Source organism: Streptomyces sp. NPDC006544, assembly GCF_040611715.1.
Lineage (GTDB): Bacteria > Actinomycetota > Actinomycetes > Streptomycetales > Streptomycetaceae > Streptomyces.
This window is the reverse complement of the sequence record NZ_JBEXOV010000112.1, coordinates 1-20,998: the sequence shown is the minus strand read 5'-3', so window position 1 is coordinate 20,998 and position 20,998 is coordinate 1. Positions and strand designations below refer to the sequence as shown.

Here is a 20,998-nt window from a genome sequence, read left to right as displayed (position 1 = left end):
GGAGATCAGAATGGCCGGTCCGGCCTTGGCGATACCGCCGCCGGAGCCGACGAAGAGGCCGGCGCCGATGACGCCGCCGATGGCGATCATCGACACCGAGGCCTTCGGCGGAGCCCCTGCGACTGCCGGACACCATGCTTCCCGCGACCCCCCTGTCCGAGCTGCTGACCCGGCGCCGCTCCGCGGCCGGCCGCCTCGACCCGCTCGGCCGGCTGACCGCCGGTGAACTGGCCGCCGTCCTGCGCTGCGCCGCGGCGGCGGACCCGGCGGCCGGGGAGAGTCCACTGACCGGAATACGGGTGATCGCGCAGCGGATCGAGGGTGTCGCACCGGGCGCCTACCGCTACGAGCCCGACGAGCACGCCCTGGTCGCCGTGCAAGCCGCCCCCCGGCTGTCCCAACCCGACTACGCGCTGAAGAACTACGCCGTGTCCCAAGCCGGAGCGGTCATCGCCTTCGCCTGGCACCCCGCCACCGACATCGCCGCTCGCGGCCCGCACGCCTACCGCGTGGCGCACGCCGAGGCGGGGGCCGCCGCACAGTACCTGCACCTCGCGGCGCAGGCCGCCGGTCTGGGCTTCGGGATCGTCCTGGGTGTCGACCTGGCCGCCGTCGACCGGGCGGTGGCAGCCGAAGGCGAGCCCGAACTGCGCACCTCCCTCTGCGGGTTCCTCGGCGTCCGCCTCCCCGGATCCGCCGCTCTCGACGACCGCCTCATCTGAAGGGGGCCGCCTCCGCGAACGGGCGGCGGGGAGCGGGCATCGGGGAGCGGTACGAGGCCGGGGGCGCGGGTGAGCCGTTCGGCGAAGCGGAAGGCCACGGCCGGTGTGCGTCCGCGCGGTGCGTGCCGGAGTGGTCCGGGTCCGGCCCCTGGCAGCCAACTGGCGCGTCCACTCCGCCAGGTGAGCCACCCGCCGGCGGCCCGAGCCCGGATCGCGGGGCCCGGGATCAGTGATGCCCTCCGCCCGGCACGCCCTCCCGCTCACGTTCCGGCCGCGCCGCCCGTCCCGTCGGCGAAGCGCCACGCGTCGATGTCGCGGTAGCGGATCGGTTCCGGACCTCGGCCGAAGTTGCTGCCGACCAGGTGGAGGCGTTCGGCAGGCCACGTACGGCCGGCGAACGCGGCGAGGCCGGCCGCGGCCTCCAGCACCGAGGAGGAGTCGTTCCGCCGGGAGCGGGCCAGGGTCAGATGAGGGCGCAGCGGCCGTTCCTCGAAGGCGATGCCGCACTCCCTGACCACCGTGCGCACCTCGGTGGCGAGCAGGTGCAGCCCTTCGAGATCGCCGTCGACACCGGTCCACAGGACCCGGTCGTCGAAGTGCCCGCCGCCGCGCAGCGCCAGGTGCAGGGGCTTGCGGGCCACCGCGAGGTCCGCGAGCGGCTGCCGCAGCAGCGGGACGGCCGCCACGGGGAGCTCACCGAGGAACGCCAGGGTGATGTGCCAGTCCTCCACGCGGTTCCACCGCATGCCCGGGTACGCGTCGTAGGCGGGCCGCAACTCCTGCTCGAGCTCCCCCTTCGCGTCGTCGGGCGGGGCGAGCGCCATGAAGACGCGGACGGTCGCGGCCCTGATCGTTTCGTTCACGAGGGCCTTCGTACCGTGTTCGGGCGGTCGGGTCATCTTTCCTGTTCCCTGCGTACGTGGTCGGGCCCCACCATCTTGACCTGAAGCCCGGTTGAGGTCCTACCGTGGGCCCCACGTGATCATCGACTGACGACAGGAGACGACCCCATGCGCCTCGATACCGCGGCCACCTTCGACCGGGCACTCGTACTGGGCCCGGGAGGTGTGCTCGGCACGGCGTGGATGGCCGGGCTGGCCGCCGGACTGCGTCGCGCCGGGGTCGATCTCGGCGAAGCCGATCTGACCGTCGGGACCTCGGCCGGCGCGATCGTCGGGGCGCTGCTGGCCACGGGCCAGGACATCGACCGCCTCGCCGCCCCGGCACGCAAGCCGGCAGCGGCCGCCGCGGCGGCTCCGGGGCGCGGGGCGGATCCCGCCGTGATGGGCTCGGTGTTCGCGGTGCTCGGCGACGCCGGACTCGAAAGGGGGGAGGCCCGGCGCCGCGTCGGCCGGATAGCGCTCGACCACGCGGGCTCCGACCCCGCCGCCGAGCAGGCACTGCTCGCAGGGCGCGGCGCGCTGATCGGGGCGACCGCGTGGCCGGACCGGCCGCTCCTCGTCACCGCGGTGGACGCGGTCACGGGCGAGCCCGTGGTGTGGGACCGCACGAGCGGCGTCCCCCTGGTCCACGCGGTCGCCGCGAGCAGTGCCTTCCCGGGGGCGGAGCCGCCCGTCGGCGTCCAGGGGCGGCGGTACATGGACGGCGCCCTGCGCGCGGGCACGAACGCGGACCTCGCGGCCGGAGCCGGCACGCTGGTCGTCGTCGAGCCACTGGCCCACCTGTTTCCCCGAGAGCAGCTCGAACAGCAGCTGCGGGCCGTCGGAGCGCGAACGGTCGTGACGGTCGGGCCCGACCCGGACGCGATACGGGCCTTCGGCGCCGACCTGCAGGACCGCGCGCACTGGGAACCGGCCTTCCGGGCGGGCCTCGCCCAGGCCCCCGCCACCGCCGACCGGCTCCGCCCCGCGTGGAAGCCCGCGTCCGCCCGGTGACCGCGGTGCACCGTCAGCCGGCGCCCCGGGCGGCGAACGGCCCCCCGGCGGCGAACGCGAGGCGGGCGAAGCGTTCGCCGATGCGGCGGTGGGCGGCCGGGTCCGGGTGCAGGGCGTCGGGGAGCGGCAGTTCGGCGTGGTCGGCCTCGCCGTAGAGCGCGAGGCCGTCGAGGTGGTGCAGGTTGGGGTCGGTGGCGGCGCGCTGCCGGATGATGCGGGCCAGCTCGTCCCGGATCACCGCGAGGGTCAGTTTCCCCGCGGCGGTCTGCGCCGGATCACCGGTGGCCACGAACCGCAGCCGGCCCTCGGCCATCGCACGGAGATCCAGGGCGCAGGGGCCCGGGGTGTTCTCGTGGATGGGGCAGTGGATCGGCGAGACGACCAGCAGCGGGGCGGTCGGGTGCCCGTCGCGGAGGGTGTCGAGGAAACCGTGGAGGGCCGGGCCGGACGCCCGCAGCCGCATCGCGTCCGTGTTGACCAGGTTGATGCCGATCTTCAGGCTGATCAGGTCGGCGGGGGTGTCGCGCATGGCGCGGGCGGTGAAGGGGTCGAGCAGGGCGCTGCCGCCGAAGCCCAGATTGATCAGCTCCACGCCGCCCGAGGCGGCGGCCACCGCGGGCCAGGTCCCGGTCGGGGTCGCCGCGTCGGAGCCGTGGCTGATCGAACTGCCGTGGTGCAGCCAGACCTTGCGACCGCTCGGCGGCGGGGTGTGGACGGGGGCGTCCGTGCGCAGGGAGACCAGCCGGGTGGTCTCGTCGTGCGGCAGCCAGATCTCGACGTCCTTCTCCTCGCGGGACAGGCCCGTGAACCGCAGGGTCTCCACCGGTCCGGTGCGGGTCTGCGCGGTCCCGGACGCCATGTCGACGGTGAGCGTGTCGCCGTCGCTCACCGAGGCCCGGCCCGCGAGCCGGCCGTCGACGAGGAGCTCGTACACCCCGTCGGGGCGCGACGGCGCCCCTGCGTAGACCCGCTTGGTGGCCACGACGTCCAGTTCGACGGCGGTGGCACGGGTCCGGAAGACCAGCCGCACGCCGGAGGGCTGCGACTGGGCCATGGCCAGCTGGGCGTCGGGGATCTGCTGCCGGGCGCGCGCGGGCAGCCGGTGGGGCAGTACGCCGCGCTCCGTGTGCTCCAGGTCGAGTGCGCCGCGCAGGAGGCCGGCGGTGACGGGGGTGGTGATCCAGTCGGGCGCGGTGTTCATTTCCTCGGCCTCTCGGTCTTCCCGGTGGGGAGGGACGGCGGTGGTGGTGGTGGGGAGGTCATGGGCCGTGGGCCCGTCAGGAGCCGGTCGGCCAGCTGCGCAGCAGGGAATCCAGGGCGTCGAGGATCTCGGTCCAGCTCTCCTGCGAGTCGGGGGCGCTGTGGCTGAAGCCGCCCGCGCCCTCCAGGCCGACGTAGCCGCTGAAGACGCTCCCCAGCAGTCGTACCGCGTGCGTCTGCTGCGGTTCGGGCAGGTCGTACCCGCGCAGGACCGCCCGCATCAGCCGGGCGTGCCGCACGCCGGCGCCGGCGGCGGCCGCCTCCGGGTCGAGCCGGTACGAGGCTGCGGCGAAGCGGCCCGGATGCTCGAGGGCGTAGTCGCGATAGGCGTTCGCGAAGGCGGTCAGGGCGTCCTTGCCGGCCCGTCCGGCCACCGCGGTGGAAGCCAGGTTGGCCAGCTCTTCCAGGGCGAGCAGGGCGATCCTCGTCCTGAGGTCGTGGGCGTTCCGCACGTGCGAGTACAGGCTCGAGGTCTTGACGCCGAACCGCCGGGCGAGCTCCGCGGGGGTCGCCTGCGCGAAGCCGATCTCGTCGGCGAGCTCCGCCCCCGCCCGCACCAGGCGTTCCGTGGTGATCCCCGCCCGGTCTGTGTGCGCCATGCCCATGGCCTCCGCATCGCCCCTCGACGTCTCCGTAGGCGATTATGCATTCGCCTAACTCGATTAGGCAAGTCCCTATGGCGATGTGGCATCCGGCGCCGCGCGCGTCTCGGACGCCTCAGACCGGCCCGCCCGCGGCGAGGGCCTTCGCCGCGCACTCCAGCGCGGGCCCCAGCTCGCTGCCCCAGCCGTCGGTGGTCCGGCCCTCGTGCACGGAGGTGCCCGCCACGGGAGGCACCACGAAGAAGCCGTCCTCCCGCAAGGTGCGCAGGTTCCGCCGGACCGCCGGGCGGCGGAGCGCGGTGGCCGGGACCGACGGGCCGATCACGACGGGCGCCGCGGTGTTCATGACCGTGGTCAGGGCGAGGTCGTCGGCGATGCCCGCCGCGCACTTCCCGATGAAGTTCACGGTGGCGGGCAGCACGAGGACCAGGTCGGCCCACTCGGCCAGCTCCTGGTGCGGCACCCGCCCCTGCTCGGTGTCCCACTCGGGCCCGCTGACCGGCGCCTGGGCCGCGGCGGCCACGGCCCGCCGGGACACCAGGAGATCGGCGGACGCCGTCAGGCAGACCCGTACCGACCAGCCGCAGGTCACCCGCAGCCACATCACCCAGCTCGGCATCTTCACCACGTCGAAGGCACCCGTACCCACCATCAGGAGCTGCCCCCGGGGCAGGTCCAGGGGGGCGCGTCCCGCGCGCGCGTCCGGGGCGGGCCCGGGAGCGGCCCGAGGAGCGGCTCCGGCGGTGGATCGCGAGGCGGGCTCGGTGGCGGGATCGGAGGTGGGCCCGGAGGTGGGCCCGGAGACGGCATCCGGGGCGGGCGCGGAGCTCATGGGTGGTTCTCCTCGTACGGGGCGGGGTGACGGGGTCAGGACAGGAGCAGGACGCGGTCCCAGTACGGGCCCTCGCCAGGCGCGTCCGGCAGCACCGAGAGGAGCGCCGCCGCGACTCCTGCGGCACCCTCGAGGAGCCCGCCGTTGTCCTCGGCGCGCAGCGGCTGCGACCGGTCCCACCCCAGGTCGGGCCGGGCAGGGGCCAGATGACGGAAGCCGAAGGGGGCTCCTCCGTCCGCCAGGGCCGCCAGCCTCCGGGCCAGGGGTACGGTGCGGTCGAGCAGTTCCTGGTCGCCGGTCAGCCGGCCCAGCCGCCACAGGCTCTGCAGGAAACCGGCCCGGCCGTGGCAGACGGTGGGGCCCTTCAGATGGTGGTCCGTGCCGGGCCGGCGCAGCAGCGCACGGGCGCTGTCGAGGCCGAGCCGCAGCCAGTCCGCCTCACCCGTCAGACGCGCCGCCCGGACCAGGGCGTTCGCGATGCCCACCGCCCCGTAGCACCAGGCACCGCCCGAGGCCGCGGCCGCGTAGCCGGAGGGCGCCGTCACGCCGCCCCCGCCGCGCACGAGCTCGTCGTCGAAGGGCAGCCGCGGTTCCCAATAGGGCCCGGCCGTGTCGTGATCGGCCCGGTCGGCGAGCCAGCGGCCGATCCGGTGGACGGCCGCGAGCTGGCCGTCCACCGTCACACCGGCTTCCGCGGCCAGGACGAGCAGCGCCAGCGGGCCCGCGACGCCGTGGGCGAGACCGACGTTGAAGTCCCCGCGGGGGAACGCCTCCCGGTCGGCGGCGGTCGGCTGGAGCCGGCCGGGCACCCACCAGCCGGGCACCCGGTGTCCGTCGACGGTCACGGGCCGGGACAGGGCGGTGAGATGGGCGAGGGTGGCCCGCAGCGCCGGTTCGGCCGCGGCCCGCTCCGTCGGGTCCCCTTCGGCCACCGCGCCGAGCAACAGCCGGCCGGTGCCGGTGGCGCCGCCGATGACGTCGTACGCCGACCAGGACACCCCCGCGCCGGACGGTACGGAGGCGATCCGGGCCAGTTGCTCTCCCGCGACGTGTTCCGTCAGCTGGTGGCGCAGCCGCGGATAGTGCCCGCCGCGCCGCGCGCAGGCCTGCGCCGCGGCCAGTACGGAGGCGGGCCCGTGGTACAGCCCGGCCGTGGCGGTCCCGGCCAGGGCCCGGGCGGCCACCGCGAGTTGGGCGTGGGCGGCCGGCAGCCGGTCCGGTTCGCGTCCGGCGAGTTCCGCGAGGAAGAGCGCGGCGCCCGCGCTGCCTTCGAGCGATACCGCGGCCTGGCGTTCGCCGGCGTGCCGGATCAGCAGCGCCGGGTCGGCGAGCGCGTCCGCCACCCGCGCGACGGCGGACCGGACGGTCGACCCGGTGGTCGACCCGAGCGGGCCGGTGGCCGTGGTCACGGCTGGTGCCTCCTTCGGTCGGCGTTGCCCGTCGCGCAGGCGCGGGCGATGGCGTAGGCCCGCTGTTCGGCTTCCCGGTCGGGGCCGAGCAGGCGGTTGCAGGTCATGTGCAGGAGGCCCCCGACCACGCGGGGCAGCGGCGACCAGCTGTCGCCGGAGGCGGCGAGCCGGTCGAGGAGCTCGCGGTACTCGCCCAGCCGGGCCGCCTGTTCCGTCAGCGCGGAGAGCACCTCCCGGCCGGCCGCGCTCTGCGCGAGCGCGGGCCAGCCGCCGGCCGGGTCGACCAGCCGGAGCCACTGGGCCCGGTCGGCCCGGAACCCCTCCGGGAGTTCACGGCCCGCCTCGCCCCCGGCGAGCCAGGCGGCGGCCGGCTCGTGCGCGTACCGGCCCACGACGCCGAGGCCGGCGGGCGGCGGCCCCACCGCCCGGGCGATCGAGGCCATCGACATCGCGGCGAGGGTCTGCGGATCCCAGCGTGGTCCGCCCGCCTCCTGGCTGCGTGCCGCCCGCAGCAGGGCGAGCGCCGCACGGCTGTCGGCGGCGAAGAACCGCTCGGCGGCCGCCTGGGCGTCGGGACCGCCGTAGCGCTCCCACTCGGGCTCGTACGCGTCGAGGACGCATCCCCCGACCAGGCCCTCGGCGGTCCACTCCAGGACCGCCGCACGCAGGGCGGGCAACAGCCGTTCCCACAGGGGCCCGGCGGGCCCGTGGAAACGCAGGCGGACGTGGTCCGCCCGGTCGCGGTAGCGGATGAAGAACCACCGGTCCACGAGCTCGCGGCACTCGGCGGGCAGTCCGGCCAGGAACGGGGTGAGCCGCTCGCAGAGGAAGGCCGGTACGTGGCGTTCGGCGAGGTAGAGCCTGGCGTACAGCCATTCGCCGCCCACCACCGCGGACCGCGCCGCCGCATCGCGCGCCGGCGCCGGTACGTGCGCGCGTGCGAACGGCGCCGCGGACCCGCCGTCGGTGACGAAGGCCAGTGCCAGTTCGGCCGCCCGGGGCGCGCCCTCCTGGTCCCGCAACCAGCCGTCGGGGCGGTCCTCGCCCCCGGGAACCTCCAGGGCGAGCAGGTCCGCGTCCTTGGCGAGCGCGTCCCGGAGCACCTCCAGGTGCCAGTCGTCGGACAGGTCGAGGTGCAGCCGGTGGTCGAGCCGGCTCAGCACGATCCGACGCGGCACCCGCCACCGCGCCCGCCAGTCGGCGACCTCGCGCGACCAGGCGTCCGGTCCGCGCGAGGTGTGCTCCCGCAGCTCGTCGAGGCGCCAGGTCGCGGGGGAGAGGACCGCGCGGCCGAGGCGGACGCGCGGCTGGAACGGCGCGCTCTTGACCGGGCCCCAGTCCCAGGGGGTGCACATGCGGGTCGCGTCCCGGCCGAGCTCCAGCAGGAGGCGGGCCGCGTTCGGCGCCTGGCCGCGCAGGTCGAGGGCGTGCGAGGTGTGGGGGAGGAGCCGCCGACCGGTGGGCAGGTGGACCGCGTAGAGGTGGTCGGTGTTCCCCGCGACGCCGATCTCCTCGAGCCGGACGGCCGTCGCCGCCGGATCCGGCGTCAGCCCGACGGCCACCTGGTGCACGGCGCCGCGCGGGCTGTTGGCGAGGTTCAGCGCCCGGGTGGTACGCGGCTGGAAGGCGACCGTGAGGTGTGCGGCGTGCGCGGTCTCCCGGTGTACCGCGGCGGTCAGCTCGTCGGTGACACCGCCCGCGAGCCCCGCGAACCGCCCGAACGTCGCCCCGGCTTCGACCGGTCCGGGGCCCGGCCCGGTGACGAGCAGGAAGTCCCCCCGGTCGAGCGCGCCTTCGGAGTCGGCGACCAGGGTGCAGAACAGCTCGGCGGACCTCGGCAGGCGCGCGGGATCGGGCTCCCCGTTCGCGAGCCGCTCCACCAGGGCGTCGTCGAGCACCACCTCGCGGGCCCCGTCCCGGACGGCCGCGGCGGCCAGCCGGGCGAGCAGCAGGTCACGGGCCCGGTCCACCGGAGCGTGCGGCTCCTCGGAGCGGGAGGAGGCCGGCCACTCGTAGCCCGCGGGAGCTCCGAGGCCGGCCGTGTCGTCCAGTACCTCGAGGATCGGAACGATCCGGTCGGTACCGTAGCGCTCGACGAAGTCCCGGTGGTAGGAGCGCAGCTGGGGCATTCCCGGCCCCGGCGGCGAGAGCCGCCACAGCACGTCCATCGCCCGTGCGGCCTCGTCGGCCACGGACTGCGGCAGCCGTACGTCGGCGCCCAGGGCCAGGTCGACGTGGACGAGCCGGTCGCCCTCCCGGACCGGACCGAGCCGGCGCAGGCAGGCCTCGAGGTCCGCCAGCGCGGCGCGCCGCGAGCCGGGTGCGGCCGCGTCGAACCGGTCCCGGGCCGCGGCGGCCTCCCGCAGCTCCGTCAGGACCGGGAGCGGAGCGCCCGCGCCCGCCCCCGCCCCCGCTTCCGCGCCCGCTTCCGCCGACGCCCGCGCGGCGGTGAGCACGCCGATCAGCCGGTTCAGCGGATCGCCGCCGTCGAGCACCGGCCGCAGGTCCGTGACGAGGAACTCCTGGCGGATCAGGGTGGTGAGGAGTCCGGCGACGGCGCCAGCCGGGGCGCTGGGGAACCGCCGTTCGAGGGTGGCGATCGCCTCCCCCGCACGGACGCCGTCCGAGGCCAGTGCGAGGGCGGCCGTGACCACCGGGGTGATGCGGACGGACACCTCACTGCGGGCCGCGTCTCCCGAGCCGGTGCCGGGATTGGAGGGCGCGGCCATGACGAGCCTGCCGCCGCGCGGGAACACCCCGGTGTGCGCGTGCACGGTCAGGTGCGGCAACAGGGCGTGGTCCTGCTCGAGCGCGCGGATCAGCCGGGACAGCCAGTCGAGGTCCACGCGGGTGCGGCTGGACGCGGGCTCCGGCCAGGACACCTTCGCCGAGGTGCCCATGCGCACCGGGGCGACCCCCGCGAACAGCCCGAACGGGGTGGACCGGGAGCGCATCCTGGCCTCGTACCGGACCACGGACACGGCGGCCTTGCGCAACTGGGCGTCGGTGCGCGAGGCGAGCCGCGCGGGCTCGCTGCTCGACTCGACCAGCCGGGCCAGCGACGCGCTGGCCACGTGCAGGGCCTCCATGAACGGTGCGTCGGCCGCCGCGGTGCGCAGGATCTCCTCACAGGCGCCGCGACCGTAGGGCGGCCCGGCTGCGAGGGCCCGGACCGGCTCCCGGAGGTAGCCGCGCGCGGGCGCCCGCAACAGGGCGACGGGCACGGCGCGGAAGTACGTGCGCTGCGAGGGCTTCGGCGGCATCGGGACCGGTCCCCAGACGTGGGTGGCGAGTCGCTCCCCCGGCGGACGGGGCGGCGACGGCGGGCGGGCTGCGACGGACGGGCGGGCTGCGACGGGCGGGCGGGCCCGGACGGCCGGGTGGGGCCGCAGGCGGGCACGGACGAGCGGGTGCCGCGGCCGTCGGGAGGCGGGCCGGCGAGAACCCCGGCCGGCGAGAACCACGGCGTGGCGGGACGGCACGCACGGGCGAGGGCCGGCGGCGCGGGGCCGCCGGCCTCCCGGCTCAGCAGTAACAGGTGCTCTGGATGCAGGAACTGCAGGTGAGGCTGCAACCGATGCTGTGCCAGCCGGCTTCGGGGCCCGTCGTGGTGACCTCGATGCGCACGTCGAGGTCGAAGAGGTCGTCGCTCAGCGGCGCGCCGAGCTCGGCGTCGCGTTCGGGAGCCAGGGTGGGCATGGCGTTCTCCTCCGGTGGAGTGGGGTGGGGACGGCTGACAAACTGTCAGCTACTCCTAGAGGGGACCTGGAGATCCGGTTCACCCGGGCCGGGCAGGGGTTTCCTGCGGCGCCACCGCCGCAGAAACCTCAACGGGGGCGCGGGATCTCCCGGCGCGGGGCCGGGCGATCTCGGACCGCAAGCGTTCTGCCGGGGCGGCGGCGCGCAGGGGTGCTCGCGGATGCCCGGTCTCAGCTGGCGGAACCCGCCGCCGAACCCGTCGCCAGCTCCGTACCCCAGCGCGCGATCGCCGCGGCCAGGTCGAGCGGGCCGGAGCGAAGACCGGAGTCCGCGGCGGGCCAGTCCTCCCGGGGGACCCGCCACATCAGCTCGAACTCGTTGCCGTCGGGGTCCTTGGCGTAGAAGGACTTCGAGACCAGGTGGTCCGTCGCGCCGACCATCGCGCCGCGCTCGGTGATCTTCCGGCCCAGCTCCGCCAGCTCGCCGAGCGTGCCGACCTCCCAGGCCAGGTGGTACAGGCCGACCCGGCCCTGTTCGGGGCCGGGCGCGTCGGCGCCGATGGCGAACAGCCCGAGGTCGTGGTCGTTGAGGCTGCCCGGGGCGCTGAGGAATGCGGCGCGGCCGGGGATCAGATGGTCGACCTGGAACCCGAAGACGTCGGTGTAGAACGCGACGGACCGGTCGATCTCCCGGATCCAGAGAACGGCGTGGTTCAGGCGGCGGACGGACATGCGGCGGTGCTCCCGTTGGATCGAAGGGTGGGTCTGGTGGAGGGGCGTGGCCACACCATACCGTTCAAATTCGAACTATCGGCCGCCGTCCTGGGCCGTCTGCGCCACACCCGCACCCGTGGCCTTTCCTTCAAGGCCCCTTCGGCCGTCGGCCGCGCCCGTCGGCGTACGCCGCTGGGCGGGTCTTTCGTCCGGCGGCGTACGACCTGCGATGCATGCATTTTTCCCACTGAAAGCGGATGATTCGCACCTTTCGCGCCGCTTGGATGGAATCCGAGGCCGCCCGCCGTGGGCGGCCGGACGGAGTGGTGTGATGAGTGCTGGGCGTACGGCCTGCTGTGTGGTGCCCCTGCTGTTGGGGGCGACGGGAGCGCTCCTGGCCGTCTCGGCGGTCCGGTTCGGCGGAGACCCGGGCAAGGCCTGGGCGGTCACCTATACGGCGGGGGCGAGCGGATCCGGCACGTACACCGCCGCGTACCAGGACACCGAGGGGCGCTACCCGTGGCAGGACACCGGCCTGCGGGAGCACACCGAAGCCGGTCTGTCGGGGACGTGGCGGCAGGACGTGGTGATCGTCGACGGCAAGAAGGCCAAGGTGAGCGTCACTCCCGCCGAGGGAGCGGTGGCCACGTGCAAGATCTTCCTCGACGGCCGCACGCTCCTCGCCGAGGGCGCCTCGCCCGCGCCCGGGAGGCCGGCCGTCTGCGAAAGCGCCATCGGCCCCTGACCGCCGGTACCGGGCCGCACCCCCGGCCCCTGGAATAACTGCCAAGGATAACTTGGCAGTTTGCCTGCGTGTTCGCTACTGTCCTGTCATGGCAGTGGACCGGCAGGTACAGGGCGTCGCCGAGGAACTCCAGCTGGCTCTCGGCCTGTTGCTCCGGGACATGCGGATGGCTTCCGTGGGCAGCGGTGTGACCCTCTCGCAGATCTCGGTCCTCAAACGCCTCGACCACGAGGGCCCCGCCACCGTGACGGTCCTGGCCCAGGCGGAGAAGATCCGCCCCCAGTCGCTGAACGCCACGGTCAGCAGCCTGCAGACATCCGGCTACGTCGAGCGCACCGCGCATCCCACCGACGGCCGCCGCAAGGTGATCGCCCTGACCGAACGGGGCCGCCGCTTCGTGCGCGAGCGCAAGGAGGCCGGCCACGGACGCCTCGCCGACCTCATGGCCGACCGCCTGACGCCGGCGGAACGACGGACGGTCGCGGAGGCGATCCCACTGCTCCGGCGCCTCGCCGAAGCCTGAGACCGAAGCCCGAAGCCCGAAGCCCGAAGCCCGAAGGCCTGCGAGCCGGCCTCCGGGCCGGGGCATCCGGACCCCGGGACTCCCTGAACCGAAGAGGAAGAGACGCCCATGACTCCGACCGGACTGACCCTCGACGACGCCACCGCTCTGGTCCTGATCGACCTCCAGGGCGGCATCCTGGCCCTGCCCACCACCCGGCCCTCCGGTGAGGTCCTCGAGAAGGGCATCGCGCTCGCCGAGGCCTTCCGTGCGCGCAAGCTGCCGGTGGTCCTGGTCAAGGTCGCCTGGTCACCCGACGGCGGGGACCTGCCCACGCTCGAGGTCGACCGGCCGGGCCCGGCCGCCGCCCCGCCCGCCGCGTTCTCCGAGATCCCGCCGGAGCTCGCGGACCTCGCCGACGTCGTCGTCACCAAGCGGCACTGGGGGGCCTTCACCGGCACCGAGCTCGACCTCCAGCTCCGCCGCCGCGGCATCCACCGCATCGTCCTGGCCGGCATCTCCACCAGCGTCGGCGTCGAGTCCACCGCCCGGACCGCCTGGGAGAACAGCTACCGACTCGTCTTCGCCGAGGACGCCACCGCCGACACCGACCCGGAGTCCCACGCCCACAGCTTCGGCAAGATCTTCCCCCGCATCGGCAAGGTCGCCACCACCGACGAGATCATCGCCGCCCTCGGCGGGGCGTGAGACGGCCCTGACCGCCGCCGCGGGCGGACCCGGCCCGACGCTCCCCGCACTTTAAGGCCAACTCTCGCCAATCACAGATGAGTTGGGGCGCTCTAATCTATCTTCCCTGGGGCATGTCAGTCCGCCCCAGGAGGTCAGAACGTTGTCCAGGCGCTCCCTCGCCCCACCCCGTGCGTTACGCCGGCCCCACCTGCTCATCGGCCTGGCCCTCGGATCGCTGCTGTTCGCTTCCACCCCGTGGCTCGGCGTCGCGAGCTCGGCCGCGGCCGGCCGCGCCCCGGACCCGCGCCCCACCGCCGCGCCGTTCGACCAGCAGACGGCCGCGCAGTCACCCCATCACGGCATCGTGCCCGCGAACGCCATGGAACCCACGGCCGCCGTACTCGACCGGACCGGCTGGACGGCCACGGCGAGCGACGAGGAGACGACCGGCGAGAACGGCCGCGCGGCCAACGTCCTCGACGGCAGCACCGGAACCATCTGGCACAGCAAGTGGTCCGCCACCCCGGCCCCGCTGCCGCACACCCTCACCCTCGACATGCACCGCACGACCGTCGTCTCCGCCCTCGTCTACGTACCGCGCACCAACGGGCCCAACGGGCGTGTGGGCGAGTACGGCATCACCGTCAGCCAGGACGGACAGAACTGGACGAGCCCGGTCGCCACCGGCACCCTCGCGGACGACGCCGGGACCAAGACCCTCGGGTTCGCCCCGCAGGGCGCCCGGTTCGTCCGGCTGACGGCGCTCACCGAGGCCGGCGGCCGGGGCCCCTGGACCTCGGCCGCCGAGATCAACATGCTCGGTGACCCCGGCACCCCGGAGGCCACCGTCGACCTGCCGCGGACCGGATGGACGGCCGCGGCGAGCGACGAGGAGACCGCCGGCGAGAACGGCCGCGCCGCCAACGTGCTCGACGGCGACCCCACCACCCTGTGGCACAGCAGGTACGCCGGGACCCCGGCCCCCCTGCCGCACACCGTCACCCTCGACATGCACCGCATGACCGTCGTCTCCGCGCTGGTGTACCACCCCCGGGCGAGCGGGGCCAACGGCCGGGCGGGCGCGTACACCGTCACCACCAGCACCGACGGCACCGCCTTCGGCGCACCGGTCGCCACGGGCACCTGGCGGGACGACGACACCGTCAAGACCGCCACCTTCACCCGCGCCGAGAACACCCGCTTCATACGTCTGACCGTCACCACCGAGGCCGGCGGCCGCGGTCCGTGGACCTCGGCGGCCGAGATACGCCTGAGCGGACCGGCCGCCCCGGCCGTCCACGGGACCTGGGACAGGATCACCGGCTTCCCGCTGGTCCCCGTGGCCACCGCCGTCCTGCCGGGCGACAAACTGCTGGCCTGGTCCGCGTACGCCGTCGACCGCTTCGGCGGCAGCAACGGCTACACCCAGACCGCGATCCTGGACCTGAAGACCGGCACGGTCACCCAGCGCCGCATCGACAACACCGGACACGACATGTTCTGTCCCGGCATCGCGATGCTGGCCGACGGCAGGGTGCTGGTCACCGGGGGCAGCAACGCGGAGAAGGCGAGCATCTACGACCCGGCCGCCGACGCCTGGTCCGCCACCACCAGCATGAACATCGCCCGGGGCTACCAGGCGATGACGCTCCTCTCCACCGGCGAGGCCTTCGTCCTGGGTGGATCCTGGAGCGGACCCGAGGGAGACAAGGCGGGTGAGGTCTGGTCACCGGACACCCGCACGTGGCGCCGGCTCCCGGGCGTCCTCGCCGCCCCCGCGCTGACGGCCGACCCGGCGGGGCCCTACCGCGCCGACAACCACATGTGGCTGCACGCCACTTCGGGCGGCAAGGTGCTGCAACTGGGGCCGAGCAAGCAGATGAACTGGATCTCCACCACCGGCCAGGGCGGCATCACCGCCGCCGGTACCCGCGCCGACAGCCAGGACGCCATGACCGGCAACGCGGTCTCCTACGACATCGGCAAACTGCTCACCCTCGGCGGCTCGCCCGCCTACGAGAGGACCCCCGCCACCCGGCGCGCCTACACCGTGGGCATCGACGGCAGTCAGGTCCAGGCCGCCCGCACGGGCGACATGGAGTACGCCCGCGCCTTCAGCAACAGCGTCGTCCTGCCCGACGGCGAGGTGGCCGTCTTCGGCGGACAGACGTATCCGGTGCCGTTCAGCGACGCGACCTCCGTCCTGACCCCCGAGCTGTGGGACCCCTCGACCGGCACGTTCACCCCGCTCGCCACCATGGCCGTACCGCGCAACTACCACAGCGTCGCCAACCTGCTCCCGGACGGGCGGATCTTCTCCGGCGGCGGGGGGCTCTGCGGCGACTGCGCGACCAACCACGCCGACGGATCCGTCTTCACACCGCCGTACCTGCTCGACGCGGACGGATCACCGAAGCCGCGCCCGGTCATCACCGGGGGCGTGCCCGCCAGGACGGCCCCCGGCACGGAACTGACGGTGACCACCCAGACCCCGGTGGCGTCCTTCGTCCTGATGCGGGCCGCGGCCGCGACCCACTCGGTCGACAACGACCAGCGGAGGGTCCCGCTCGTGTCCACGGCCACGGGAAGCGGCGCCTACGCCGTGTCCGTACCCGCTGACACCGGCGTGGTCCTGCCGGGCACCTACATGCTCTTCGCCCTCGACACCCAGGGCGTCCCCAGCATCGCCCGGTTCATCACCGTCTCCTGACCCTCAGCCACCCCTCCGCCCCTGCGGCTTCGTGCCCGCTCCGGGTCGCCGGGAAACCGGCCGCCCGGCCCTCCCGGACCGCCCTCCAGAACTCACTGGCGGGGCGGTCCCCGGCGGACGAGTATGGAGCGCATGAGTGATGACCGACCCGTGCGATGGACCCAGGCGACCGTCTACGCCGACATGTGGGCCGACCCGGACGCCGACCCCCGCAACAAGGACGGGTCCCGTGTGGTGGAGGGCGAGCTCGCGACGCTGCAGGACTTCCTGGAGGGCTACCGCCTGACCGTGCGGATGAAGTGCGAGGGGCTGGACGCCGAGCAACTGGCCCGGCGGTCGGTTCCGCCGTCGACGATGTCGCTGCTCGGCCTGGTCCGCCACCTCGCGGAGGTGGAACGGGACTGGAGCAACTGGATCCACGACGGTGAACCCCTGCCGAAGCTGTACGGGGCGAAGGACGCGGACTTCCACGGAGCGGTGGCCGAACAGGCCGTGGTCGACGCCGCGTTCCGCGACCTGGAACGCGAACAGGCGGCGACCGACGCCGCATTGGCGCGACACCCGGACCTGAGCGAGCGACTGGGGAAGGACGCGATCGCGGTGCGGGAGCTGCTGGTGCACAGGATCGACGAATACGCCCGGCACAGCGGGCACGCCGACCTGCTGCGCGAGTGCGTCGACGGCAGGGTGGGCCAGTAGGGCCCCGCGGGGGAGGGCCTTTGCGCGAACTGCGCGGAGGCGGCCCTCTGTCCGGCCCCGCCGAATTCAAGCGTCAGGGCGACACCCTCGGGGCGTGGCGGCGACATCGACCGGGTCGGCAACACCGGCGCGGCGTCCATCCCGCGCGCCCTGGCCGAACCGTGCCCCTGAGGGCCCCGGCGACCCTGCACGCCGCAGGTCCACCGAAGCCCAGCTGTTCGGGGCTTCGCCCTCCGTGGCCCCCCGCCGAGAGTCCGGCAGGGGCCCGCGGGGCGGGCGAGGCGGGGCGTCGCGGAGGGCCGGGACCGTCCCCGACGGGCGGCGTCCCGGTCGGCGCCGCCTATCGTGCGCGGTCGGCCCGGCGGCCCGGCCTCACTTCAGGTGCCGGTCCAGGAACCGGCACCCGTCCTCGAGCTCGAACCATGGGGTGCCGGTGTGCCCGCCCAGATTGGCGTGCAGCGTCTTCTCCTTGCTGCCGAAGGCGTCGAACAGCTCCAGGGCCCGTTGCCGGGGGTTGCCCTCGTCGTCCCACTGCAGCAGGAACAGCAGCGGAATGGTGACCCGCCGGGCCTCCTCGCGTTGGGCGCGGGGCACGTAGCCCCCGGCGAAGAAGCCGGCTGCAGCGATGCGCGGCTCGACCGCCGCAAGGCGGATGCCGAGGGCGGTCCACCCCCCTGAGTACCCGACGCGGCCGCCGATCTCGGGCAGCTCGAGAAGGGCGTCCAGGGTGGTCCGCCATTCCGGGACCGCGTTCTCGACCAGCGGGCCGATGAGGGACTCGAAGATCTCGTCGACCGGCTCGCCCGCCCGCATCGCCCGACGGAGCTCGGTCCGGGCCTGCTCGTCGGATGCCGAACGGGGCCGGTCGCCGCACCCGGCGGCGTCGATGGTGGCCACCGCGTAGCCGCACGCCGCGGTGTACCGGGCCCGCGCCGCCAACCGGGGGTCCGCCATGGGCAGGCCGTTGTTGTGGGACATCAGGACCAGCGGGACCGGTGCGGCGGACGTGGGCGTCCACAGGATGCCGGGGATCTCGCCGAGGGTGAAAGCGCGTTCGAGGACACCGTCGTCGAGGCGCTGTTCGGAAGTGAAGTGCACGGTCGTGCCTTTCGGGAGGGCTCAGAGCGGCGCTCCCGGACGACCTATCGTCCGGCCGTGACCACGGAGGGGAGCACCCATGTCGATACTGCGTTCACGGGTACCACCTCCTCGTTCTCTCGCACGGCCGTCGGAAACGTAGCAGGGGCCACCGTGCTCCGCCAAGCGGATTCTCGCGCGGGAGGCCGGGTCGGGAACAGCCGGTCCGTCGGCACGGTTGCACCGACCGAGGGGCCGACGCCGCACGGCCGGGGAGCGCCGAGACCGCGAGGCCGTCCGCCCCGCGAGGACCCGGGTCCCCGGCCGCGGTACCCGTTGCACACTCTGACCACGACGTATCCCCGCAGGAGGACTGTTCCATGACTGACCGGCCTTTGACGCTCATGGCAGTACACGCCCACCCCGACGACGAGGCCACCGGAACCGGAGGGGTCCTTGCCCGGTACGCGTCGGAGGGCATGCGCACGGTTCTCGTGACGTGTACCGACGGCGGTTGCGGTGACGGACCCGGGGGAGTCAAGCCGGGCGATCCCGGACACGACCCGGCCGCCGTCGCCTTGATGCGCCGTCAAGAACTCGAGGCCAGCCGTGACGTCCTGAAGATCAGCGATCTGGAGACGCTGGACTACGCCGACTCCGGGATGATGGGCTGGGCGACCAACGACGCCCCCGGATCCTTCTGGCAGACCCCCGTGGAGGAGGGCGCCGCCCGGCTCGCGGAACTCATGCGGCACTACCGGCCCGACGTGGTCGTCACCTACGACGAGAACGGCTTCTACGGTCACCCCGACCACATCCAGGCCCACCGCATCACGATGGCGGCACTGGAGATGACCGAGCTGACACCGAAGGTGTACTGGACGACGATGCCCCGGTCGGGGATGCGGCGGTTCGGCGAGATCATGCGCGAGCTGCACGGCGACATGCCGGAGCCGGATCCGGCCGAGGCCGCCGCGCTGGCCGAGATCGGCCTCCCCGACGACGAGATCACCACCTGGGTGGACACCCTCGCCTTCAGCGGTCAGAAGTTCGACGCGCTGGCCGCGCACGCCAGCCAGGGCGAGAACATCTTCTTCCTCAAAATGGGCAAGGACACGTTCGGCGAGCTGATGGGCACGGAAACCTTCGTGCGCGTCAAGGACGCCACCGGCGCGGCCGTGCCCGAGAACGATCTCTTCGCCGGACTGCGCTGATCCGACGCGCCGACCCGGCCCGGGGCCCGTGGTGCCCGGGGCCGTCGGGCGCGCGCGGCCCCGGCCGTCGCTCCCGGCACCGGGGCCCCGGCCCCCTCGGAACGACACACCGAGCCGGCACCGCACGGCGAGCGTCTGCCGGGCGAACCGAACCCGCCGCCCGCCCGGCCCCTGCCCCGCGCCGGCACCCCTTTCGAGGGGGATTGCCTTACCCCCGGGGCCTCGGATATCTGTGGTGGCCAGGGGAGACATTCACCCGTGGTGGTACGGTCTATGTAATGACAGCAGGTAACTCGTTCGACCGTCTCGATGACGACGACTACCCCGCCTACACCATGGGCCGGGCCGCCGCGATGCTCGGCACCACCCAGGGTTTCCTCCGCGCGCTCGGCGAAGCCCGCCTCATCACCCCGTTGCGCTCCGAGGGCGGCCACCGCCGCTACTCCCGCTACCAGCTGCGCATCGCCGCCCGGGCCCGGGAACTCGTCGACCAGGGCACCCCCATCGAGGCCGCCTGCCGCATCATCATTCTCGAAGACCAGCTCGAAGAGGCCCAGCGCCTCAACGCCGAATTCCGGCGGGCTGCCGGAGCCACCGGGCCGTCCGAGGCCTGAGTCGGCGGTCCCCACGGGCAGTGCCTGAAAAGCTGCGGTCCGGGTGGATCAATATCTGTGACCGCGGAGTGAGGGTTTAACGGGCCGCGCGGGCAGGGTTCTTACCCTCTCAAAGAGAGTGGAATTATCCATCGTACGCGGACCGTTCCGACGTGCTACTGTCGATCTCAGTTGCAGTTGTGGTTCCCAAAACTTCAAGCGCTTTCACCGGTTGTTTTTCCGCAGGTGAAAAGCACTTTTGTATTTCCGGACATTTTCGGGCGGGGCATCATCGCGGCGACCCGGAATCCGTACATCGCGGACCCGGCGTACTGCCCCAAAGGAGATAGCACATGGCATCTGGCACCGTGAAGTGGTTCAACGCCGCCAAGGGTTTCGGCTTCATCGAGCAGGACGGTGGCGGCGCTGACGTGTTCGCCCACTTCTCGAACATCGCCGCCCAGGGCTTCCGTGAGCTGCAGGAAGGCCAGAAGGTCATCTTCGACATCGCGCAGGGCCAGAAGGGCCCGACGGCCGAGAACATCGTTCCGGCCTGACGCTGACGCGGCATTTCGTAGCTGGGGCCCGCATCCCTCGGGGTGCGGACCCCAGCTACGGGCATTTTTCATATCGGCTTCCGCCTGGGCGACGACCGTCGCCCGCGAAGCCCCTCCGGGGACGCAGAGCTCATCGCGGCCGCCCCCCCCGGACATGTCCCGGATTTCACATCCGCAGGACATTCCTGATTTTGCCGCTTGCACCCGGACCGGGTTGTGCAGGCTGGATTCACTTTCGCATTCTATTCGGCCCGTTCTCGTGATTACCCGCGCTGCTCCTCTGCTGCGGGAATTCCTTGATACGAGCCGTATCAAGGAAGGTTCTGAATGAACCCCACACGTAGGAACGAACGCTCTTCCCGCAGCCGCACCAGCGCCCCCGCCTACGGCGGCTCCGGCTCCGGCGGCGGTTCGAGCCGCGGCAGCCGTTTCGGTGCGTCCGCCCCGAGCCGCTCCGGTGGCCCGAGCCGCTCGTCCGGGCAGAACCGCTCGGGCGGCGGCTACGGCCGTCGGCCCGCCGCGGTGCAGGGCGAGTTCGCCCTGCCGAAGACGATCACTCCCGCGCTGCCCGCCGTCGAGGCGTTCGCCGACCTCGACATGCCTGAGCAGCTGCTGGCCGCGCTGACGGCGCAGGGCGTGACCGTCCCGTTCCCGATCCAGGGCGCGACGCTGCCCAACACCCTCGCGGGCCGTGACGCCCTCGGCCGTGGGCGTACCGGCTCGGGTAAGACCCTCGCCTTCGGCCTGGCCCTGCTGGCCCGCACCGCCGGACAGCGCGCGGAGCCGCGTCAGCCGCTGGCCCTGGTCCTGGTGCCGACGCGCGAGCTGGCGCAGCAGGTGACCGACGCGCTGACCCCGTACGCCCGCTCGCTCAAGCTGCGCCTGGCCACTGTCGTCGGCGGTATGTCGATCGGCAAGCAGGCCAGCGCGCTGCGCGGTGGCGCGGAGGTCGTCGTGGCGACGCCGGGGCGTTTGAAGGACCTGATCGACCGGGGTGACTGCCGGCTGAACCAGGTCGGCATCACCGTGCTGGACGAGGCCGACCAGATGGCGGACATGGGCTTCATGCCCCAGGTCAC

At 73.7% G+C, this 20,998-nt stretch carries 20 protein-coding genes; 11 read left to right on the top strand and 9 right to left on the bottom strand.

Annotation, left to right across the window (positions count from 1 at the left end):
- The first annotated feature begins 134 nt into the window (after positions 1-134).
- Positions 135-722: a nitroreductase family protein gene (locus ABZY44_RS32745; RefSeq protein ID WP_356660254.1), complete on the top strand. Its 588-nt coding sequence runs from the start codon at positions 135-137 to the stop codon at positions 720-722.
- A 260-nt stretch (positions 723-982) separates the two neighbouring features.
- Here the strand turns inward: ABZY44_RS32745 and thpR are convergent, their stop codons facing one another.
- Positions 983-1,621 (bottom strand): RNA 2',3'-cyclic phosphodiesterase, encoded by a 639-nt coding sequence (gene thpR / locus ABZY44_RS32740; RefSeq protein ID WP_356660252.1) that lies wholly within the window; start codon positions 1,619-1,621, stop codon positions 983-985.
- A gap of 111 nt (positions 1,622-1,732) precedes the next feature.
- On the opposite strand from thpR, the gene ABZY44_RS32735 reads away from it, so the two are divergent.
- Positions 1,733-2,617 carry a patatin-like phospholipase family protein gene (locus tag ABZY44_RS32735; protein WP_356660250.1) on the top strand — a complete coding sequence of 295 codons (885 nt, stop codon included), beginning with the start codon at positions 1,733-1,735 and terminating at the stop codon, positions 2,615-2,617.
- Between the two features lie 13 nt (positions 2,618-2,630).
- Here the strand turns inward: ABZY44_RS32735 and ABZY44_RS32730 are convergent, their stop codons facing one another.
- The 7 genes from ABZY44_RS32730 to ABZY44_RS32700 form a co-directional block, all read right to left on the bottom strand.
- Positions 2,631-3,818, bottom strand: a complete 1,188-nt coding sequence (locus ABZY44_RS32730) for a GDSL-type esterase/lipase family protein (protein WP_356660248.1) — start codon at positions 3,816-3,818, stop codon at positions 2,631-2,633.
- 76 nt (positions 3,819-3,894) lie between these two features.
- Positions 3,895-4,476, bottom strand: a complete 582-nt coding sequence (locus ABZY44_RS32725; RefSeq protein WP_356660246.1) for a TetR/AcrR family transcriptional regulator — start codon at positions 4,474-4,476, stop codon at positions 3,895-3,897.
- A gap of 118 nt (positions 4,477-4,594) precedes the next feature.
- Positions 4,595-5,311 (bottom strand): flavoprotein, encoded by a 717-nt coding sequence (locus tag ABZY44_RS32720; protein ID WP_356660244.1) that lies wholly within the window; start codon positions 5,309-5,311, stop codon positions 4,595-4,597.
- Positions 5,312-5,346: 35 nt separating this feature from the next.
- The gene (locus ABZY44_RS32715; protein ID WP_356660242.1) at positions 5,347-6,720 is read right to left on the bottom strand and encodes a lanthionine synthetase C family protein; all 1,374 of its coding nucleotides are present in this window, start codon (positions 6,718-6,720) and stop codon (positions 5,347-5,349) included.
- A complete protein-coding gene (locus ABZY44_RS32710; protein ID WP_356660240.1) occupies positions 6,717-9,983 on the bottom strand; it encodes a lantibiotic dehydratase in 3,267 nt (1,088 codons plus the stop codon). The genes ABZY44_RS32715 and ABZY44_RS32710 overlap by 4 nt, the downstream gene beginning before the upstream one ends.
- A gap of 262 nt (positions 9,984-10,245) precedes the next feature.
- Positions 10,246-10,419, bottom strand: a complete 174-nt coding sequence (locus ABZY44_RS32705) for a hypothetical protein (RefSeq protein WP_356660238.1) — start codon at positions 10,417-10,419, stop codon at positions 10,246-10,248.
- Positions 10,420-10,649: 230 nt separating this feature from the next.
- Positions 10,650-11,150 (bottom strand): VOC family protein, encoded by a 501-nt coding sequence (locus ABZY44_RS32700; protein WP_356660236.1) that lies wholly within the window; start codon positions 11,148-11,150, stop codon positions 10,650-10,652.
- A 313-nt stretch (positions 11,151-11,463) separates the two neighbouring features.
- Here ABZY44_RS32700 and ABZY44_RS32695 point away from each other — a divergent pair, with 313 nt between their 5' ends.
- The 5 genes from ABZY44_RS32695 to ABZY44_RS32675 all read left to right on the top strand — a co-directional run bounded on the left by ABZY44_RS32695 (position 11,464) and on the right by ABZY44_RS32675 (position 16,478).
- Positions 11,464-11,877: a hypothetical protein gene (locus ABZY44_RS32695; RefSeq protein ID WP_356660234.1), complete on the top strand. Its 414-nt coding sequence runs from the start codon at positions 11,464-11,466 to the stop codon at positions 11,875-11,877.
- A gap of 88 nt (positions 11,878-11,965) precedes the next feature.
- Positions 11,966-12,400 carry a MarR family transcriptional regulator gene (locus ABZY44_RS32690; RefSeq protein WP_356660232.1) on the top strand — a complete coding sequence of 145 codons (435 nt, stop codon included), beginning with the start codon at positions 11,966-11,968 and terminating at the stop codon, positions 12,398-12,400.
- A 108-nt stretch (positions 12,401-12,508) separates the two neighbouring features.
- Positions 12,509-13,087 carry a hydrolase gene (locus ABZY44_RS32685; protein WP_356660230.1) on the top strand — a complete coding sequence of 193 codons (579 nt, stop codon included), beginning with the start codon at positions 12,509-12,511 and terminating at the stop codon, positions 13,085-13,087.
- Between the two features lie 142 nt (positions 13,088-13,229).
- The gene (locus ABZY44_RS32680) at positions 13,230-15,779 is read left to right on the top strand and encodes a discoidin domain-containing protein (RefSeq protein WP_356660228.1); all 2,550 of its coding nucleotides are present in this window, start codon (positions 13,230-13,232) and stop codon (positions 15,777-15,779) included.
- 123 nt (positions 15,780-15,902) lie between these two features.
- A complete protein-coding gene (locus ABZY44_RS32675) occupies positions 15,903-16,478 on the top strand; it encodes a DinB family protein (protein ID WP_356660226.1) in 576 nt (191 codons plus the stop codon).
- A 372-nt stretch (positions 16,479-16,850) separates the two neighbouring features.
- Here the strand turns inward: ABZY44_RS32675 and ABZY44_RS32670 are convergent, their stop codons facing one another.
- Positions 16,851-17,576, bottom strand: coding sequence for an alpha/beta hydrolase (locus ABZY44_RS32670; RefSeq protein WP_356660224.1), 726 nt, complete (start codon positions 17,574-17,576; stop codon positions 16,851-16,853).
- 359 nt (positions 17,577-17,935) lie between these two features.
- Between ABZY44_RS32670 and ABZY44_RS32665 the strand changes: the two genes are divergently transcribed.
- The 4 genes from ABZY44_RS32665 to ABZY44_RS32650 all read left to right on the top strand — a co-directional run.
- A complete protein-coding gene (locus ABZY44_RS32665; protein ID WP_356660222.1) occupies positions 17,936-18,769 on the top strand; it encodes a PIG-L family deacetylase in 834 nt (277 codons plus the stop codon).
- Between the two features lie 278 nt (positions 18,770-19,047).
- Positions 19,048-19,383 carry a MerR family transcriptional regulator gene (locus ABZY44_RS32660; RefSeq protein WP_356660220.1) on the top strand — a complete coding sequence of 112 codons (336 nt, stop codon included), beginning with the start codon at positions 19,048-19,050 and terminating at the stop codon, positions 19,381-19,383.
- A gap of 332 nt (positions 19,384-19,715) precedes the next feature.
- Positions 19,716-19,919 carry a cold-shock protein gene (locus ABZY44_RS32655; RefSeq protein WP_356660218.1) on the top strand — a complete coding sequence of 68 codons (204 nt, stop codon included), beginning with the start codon at positions 19,716-19,718 and terminating at the stop codon, positions 19,917-19,919.
- A gap of 327 nt (positions 19,920-20,246) precedes the next feature.
- Positions 20,247-20,998, top strand: a 752-nt coding sequence (locus ABZY44_RS32650; RefSeq protein WP_356660216.1) for a DEAD/DEAH box helicase, incomplete at its 3' end; no start/stop codon positions are given.

Coding starts and splice junctions, on each gene's coding strand:
- ABZY44_RS32745 (WP_356660254.1), top strand. CDS start 135: ATGCTTCCCGCGACCCCCCTGTCCGAGCTGCTGACCCGGCGCCGCTCC.
- thpR (WP_356660252.1), bottom strand. CDS start 1,621: ATGACCCGACCGCCCGAACACGGTACGAAGGCCCTCGTGAACGAAACG.
- ABZY44_RS32735 (WP_356660250.1), top strand. CDS start 1,733: ATGCGCCTCGATACCGCGGCCACCTTCGACCGGGCACTCGTACTGGGC.
- ABZY44_RS32730 (WP_356660248.1), bottom strand. CDS start 3,818: ATGAACACCGCGCCCGACTGGATCACCACCCCCGTCACCGCCGGCCTC.
- ABZY44_RS32725 (WP_356660246.1), bottom strand. CDS start 4,476: ATGGCGCACACAGACCGGGCGGGGATCACCACGGAACGCCTGGTGCGG.
- ABZY44_RS32720 (WP_356660244.1), bottom strand. CDS start 5,311: ATGAGCTCCGCGCCCGCCCCGGATGCCGTCTCCGGGCCCACCTCCGGG.
- ABZY44_RS32710 (WP_356660240.1), bottom strand. CDS start 9,983: ATGCCGCCGAAGCCCTCGCAGCGCACGTACTTCCGCGCCGTGCCCGTC.
- ABZY44_RS32705 (WP_356660238.1), bottom strand. CDS start 10,419: ATGCCCACCCTGGCTCCCGAACGCGACGCCGAGCTCGGCGCGCCGCTG.
- ABZY44_RS32700 (WP_356660236.1), bottom strand. CDS start 11,150: ATGTCCGTCCGCCGCCTGAACCACGCCGTTCTCTGGATCCGGGAGATC.
- ABZY44_RS32695 (WP_356660234.1), top strand. CDS start 11,464: ATGAGTGCTGGGCGTACGGCCTGCTGTGTGGTGCCCCTGCTGTTGGGG.
- ABZY44_RS32690 (WP_356660232.1), top strand. CDS start 11,966: ATGGCAGTGGACCGGCAGGTACAGGGCGTCGCCGAGGAACTCCAGCTG.
- ABZY44_RS32685 (WP_356660230.1), top strand. CDS start 12,509: ATGACTCCGACCGGACTGACCCTCGACGACGCCACCGCTCTGGTCCTG.
- ABZY44_RS32675 (WP_356660226.1), top strand. CDS start 15,903: ATGGAGCGCATGAGTGATGACCGACCCGTGCGATGGACCCAGGCGACC.
- ABZY44_RS32665 (WP_356660222.1), top strand. CDS start 17,936: ATGACTGACCGGCCTTTGACGCTCATGGCAGTACACGCCCACCCCGAC.
- ABZY44_RS32660 (WP_356660220.1), top strand. CDS start 19,048: ATGACAGCAGGTAACTCGTTCGACCGTCTCGATGACGACGACTACCCC.
- ABZY44_RS32655 (WP_356660218.1), top strand. CDS start 19,716: ATGGCATCTGGCACCGTGAAGTGGTTCAACGCCGCCAAGGGTTTCGGC.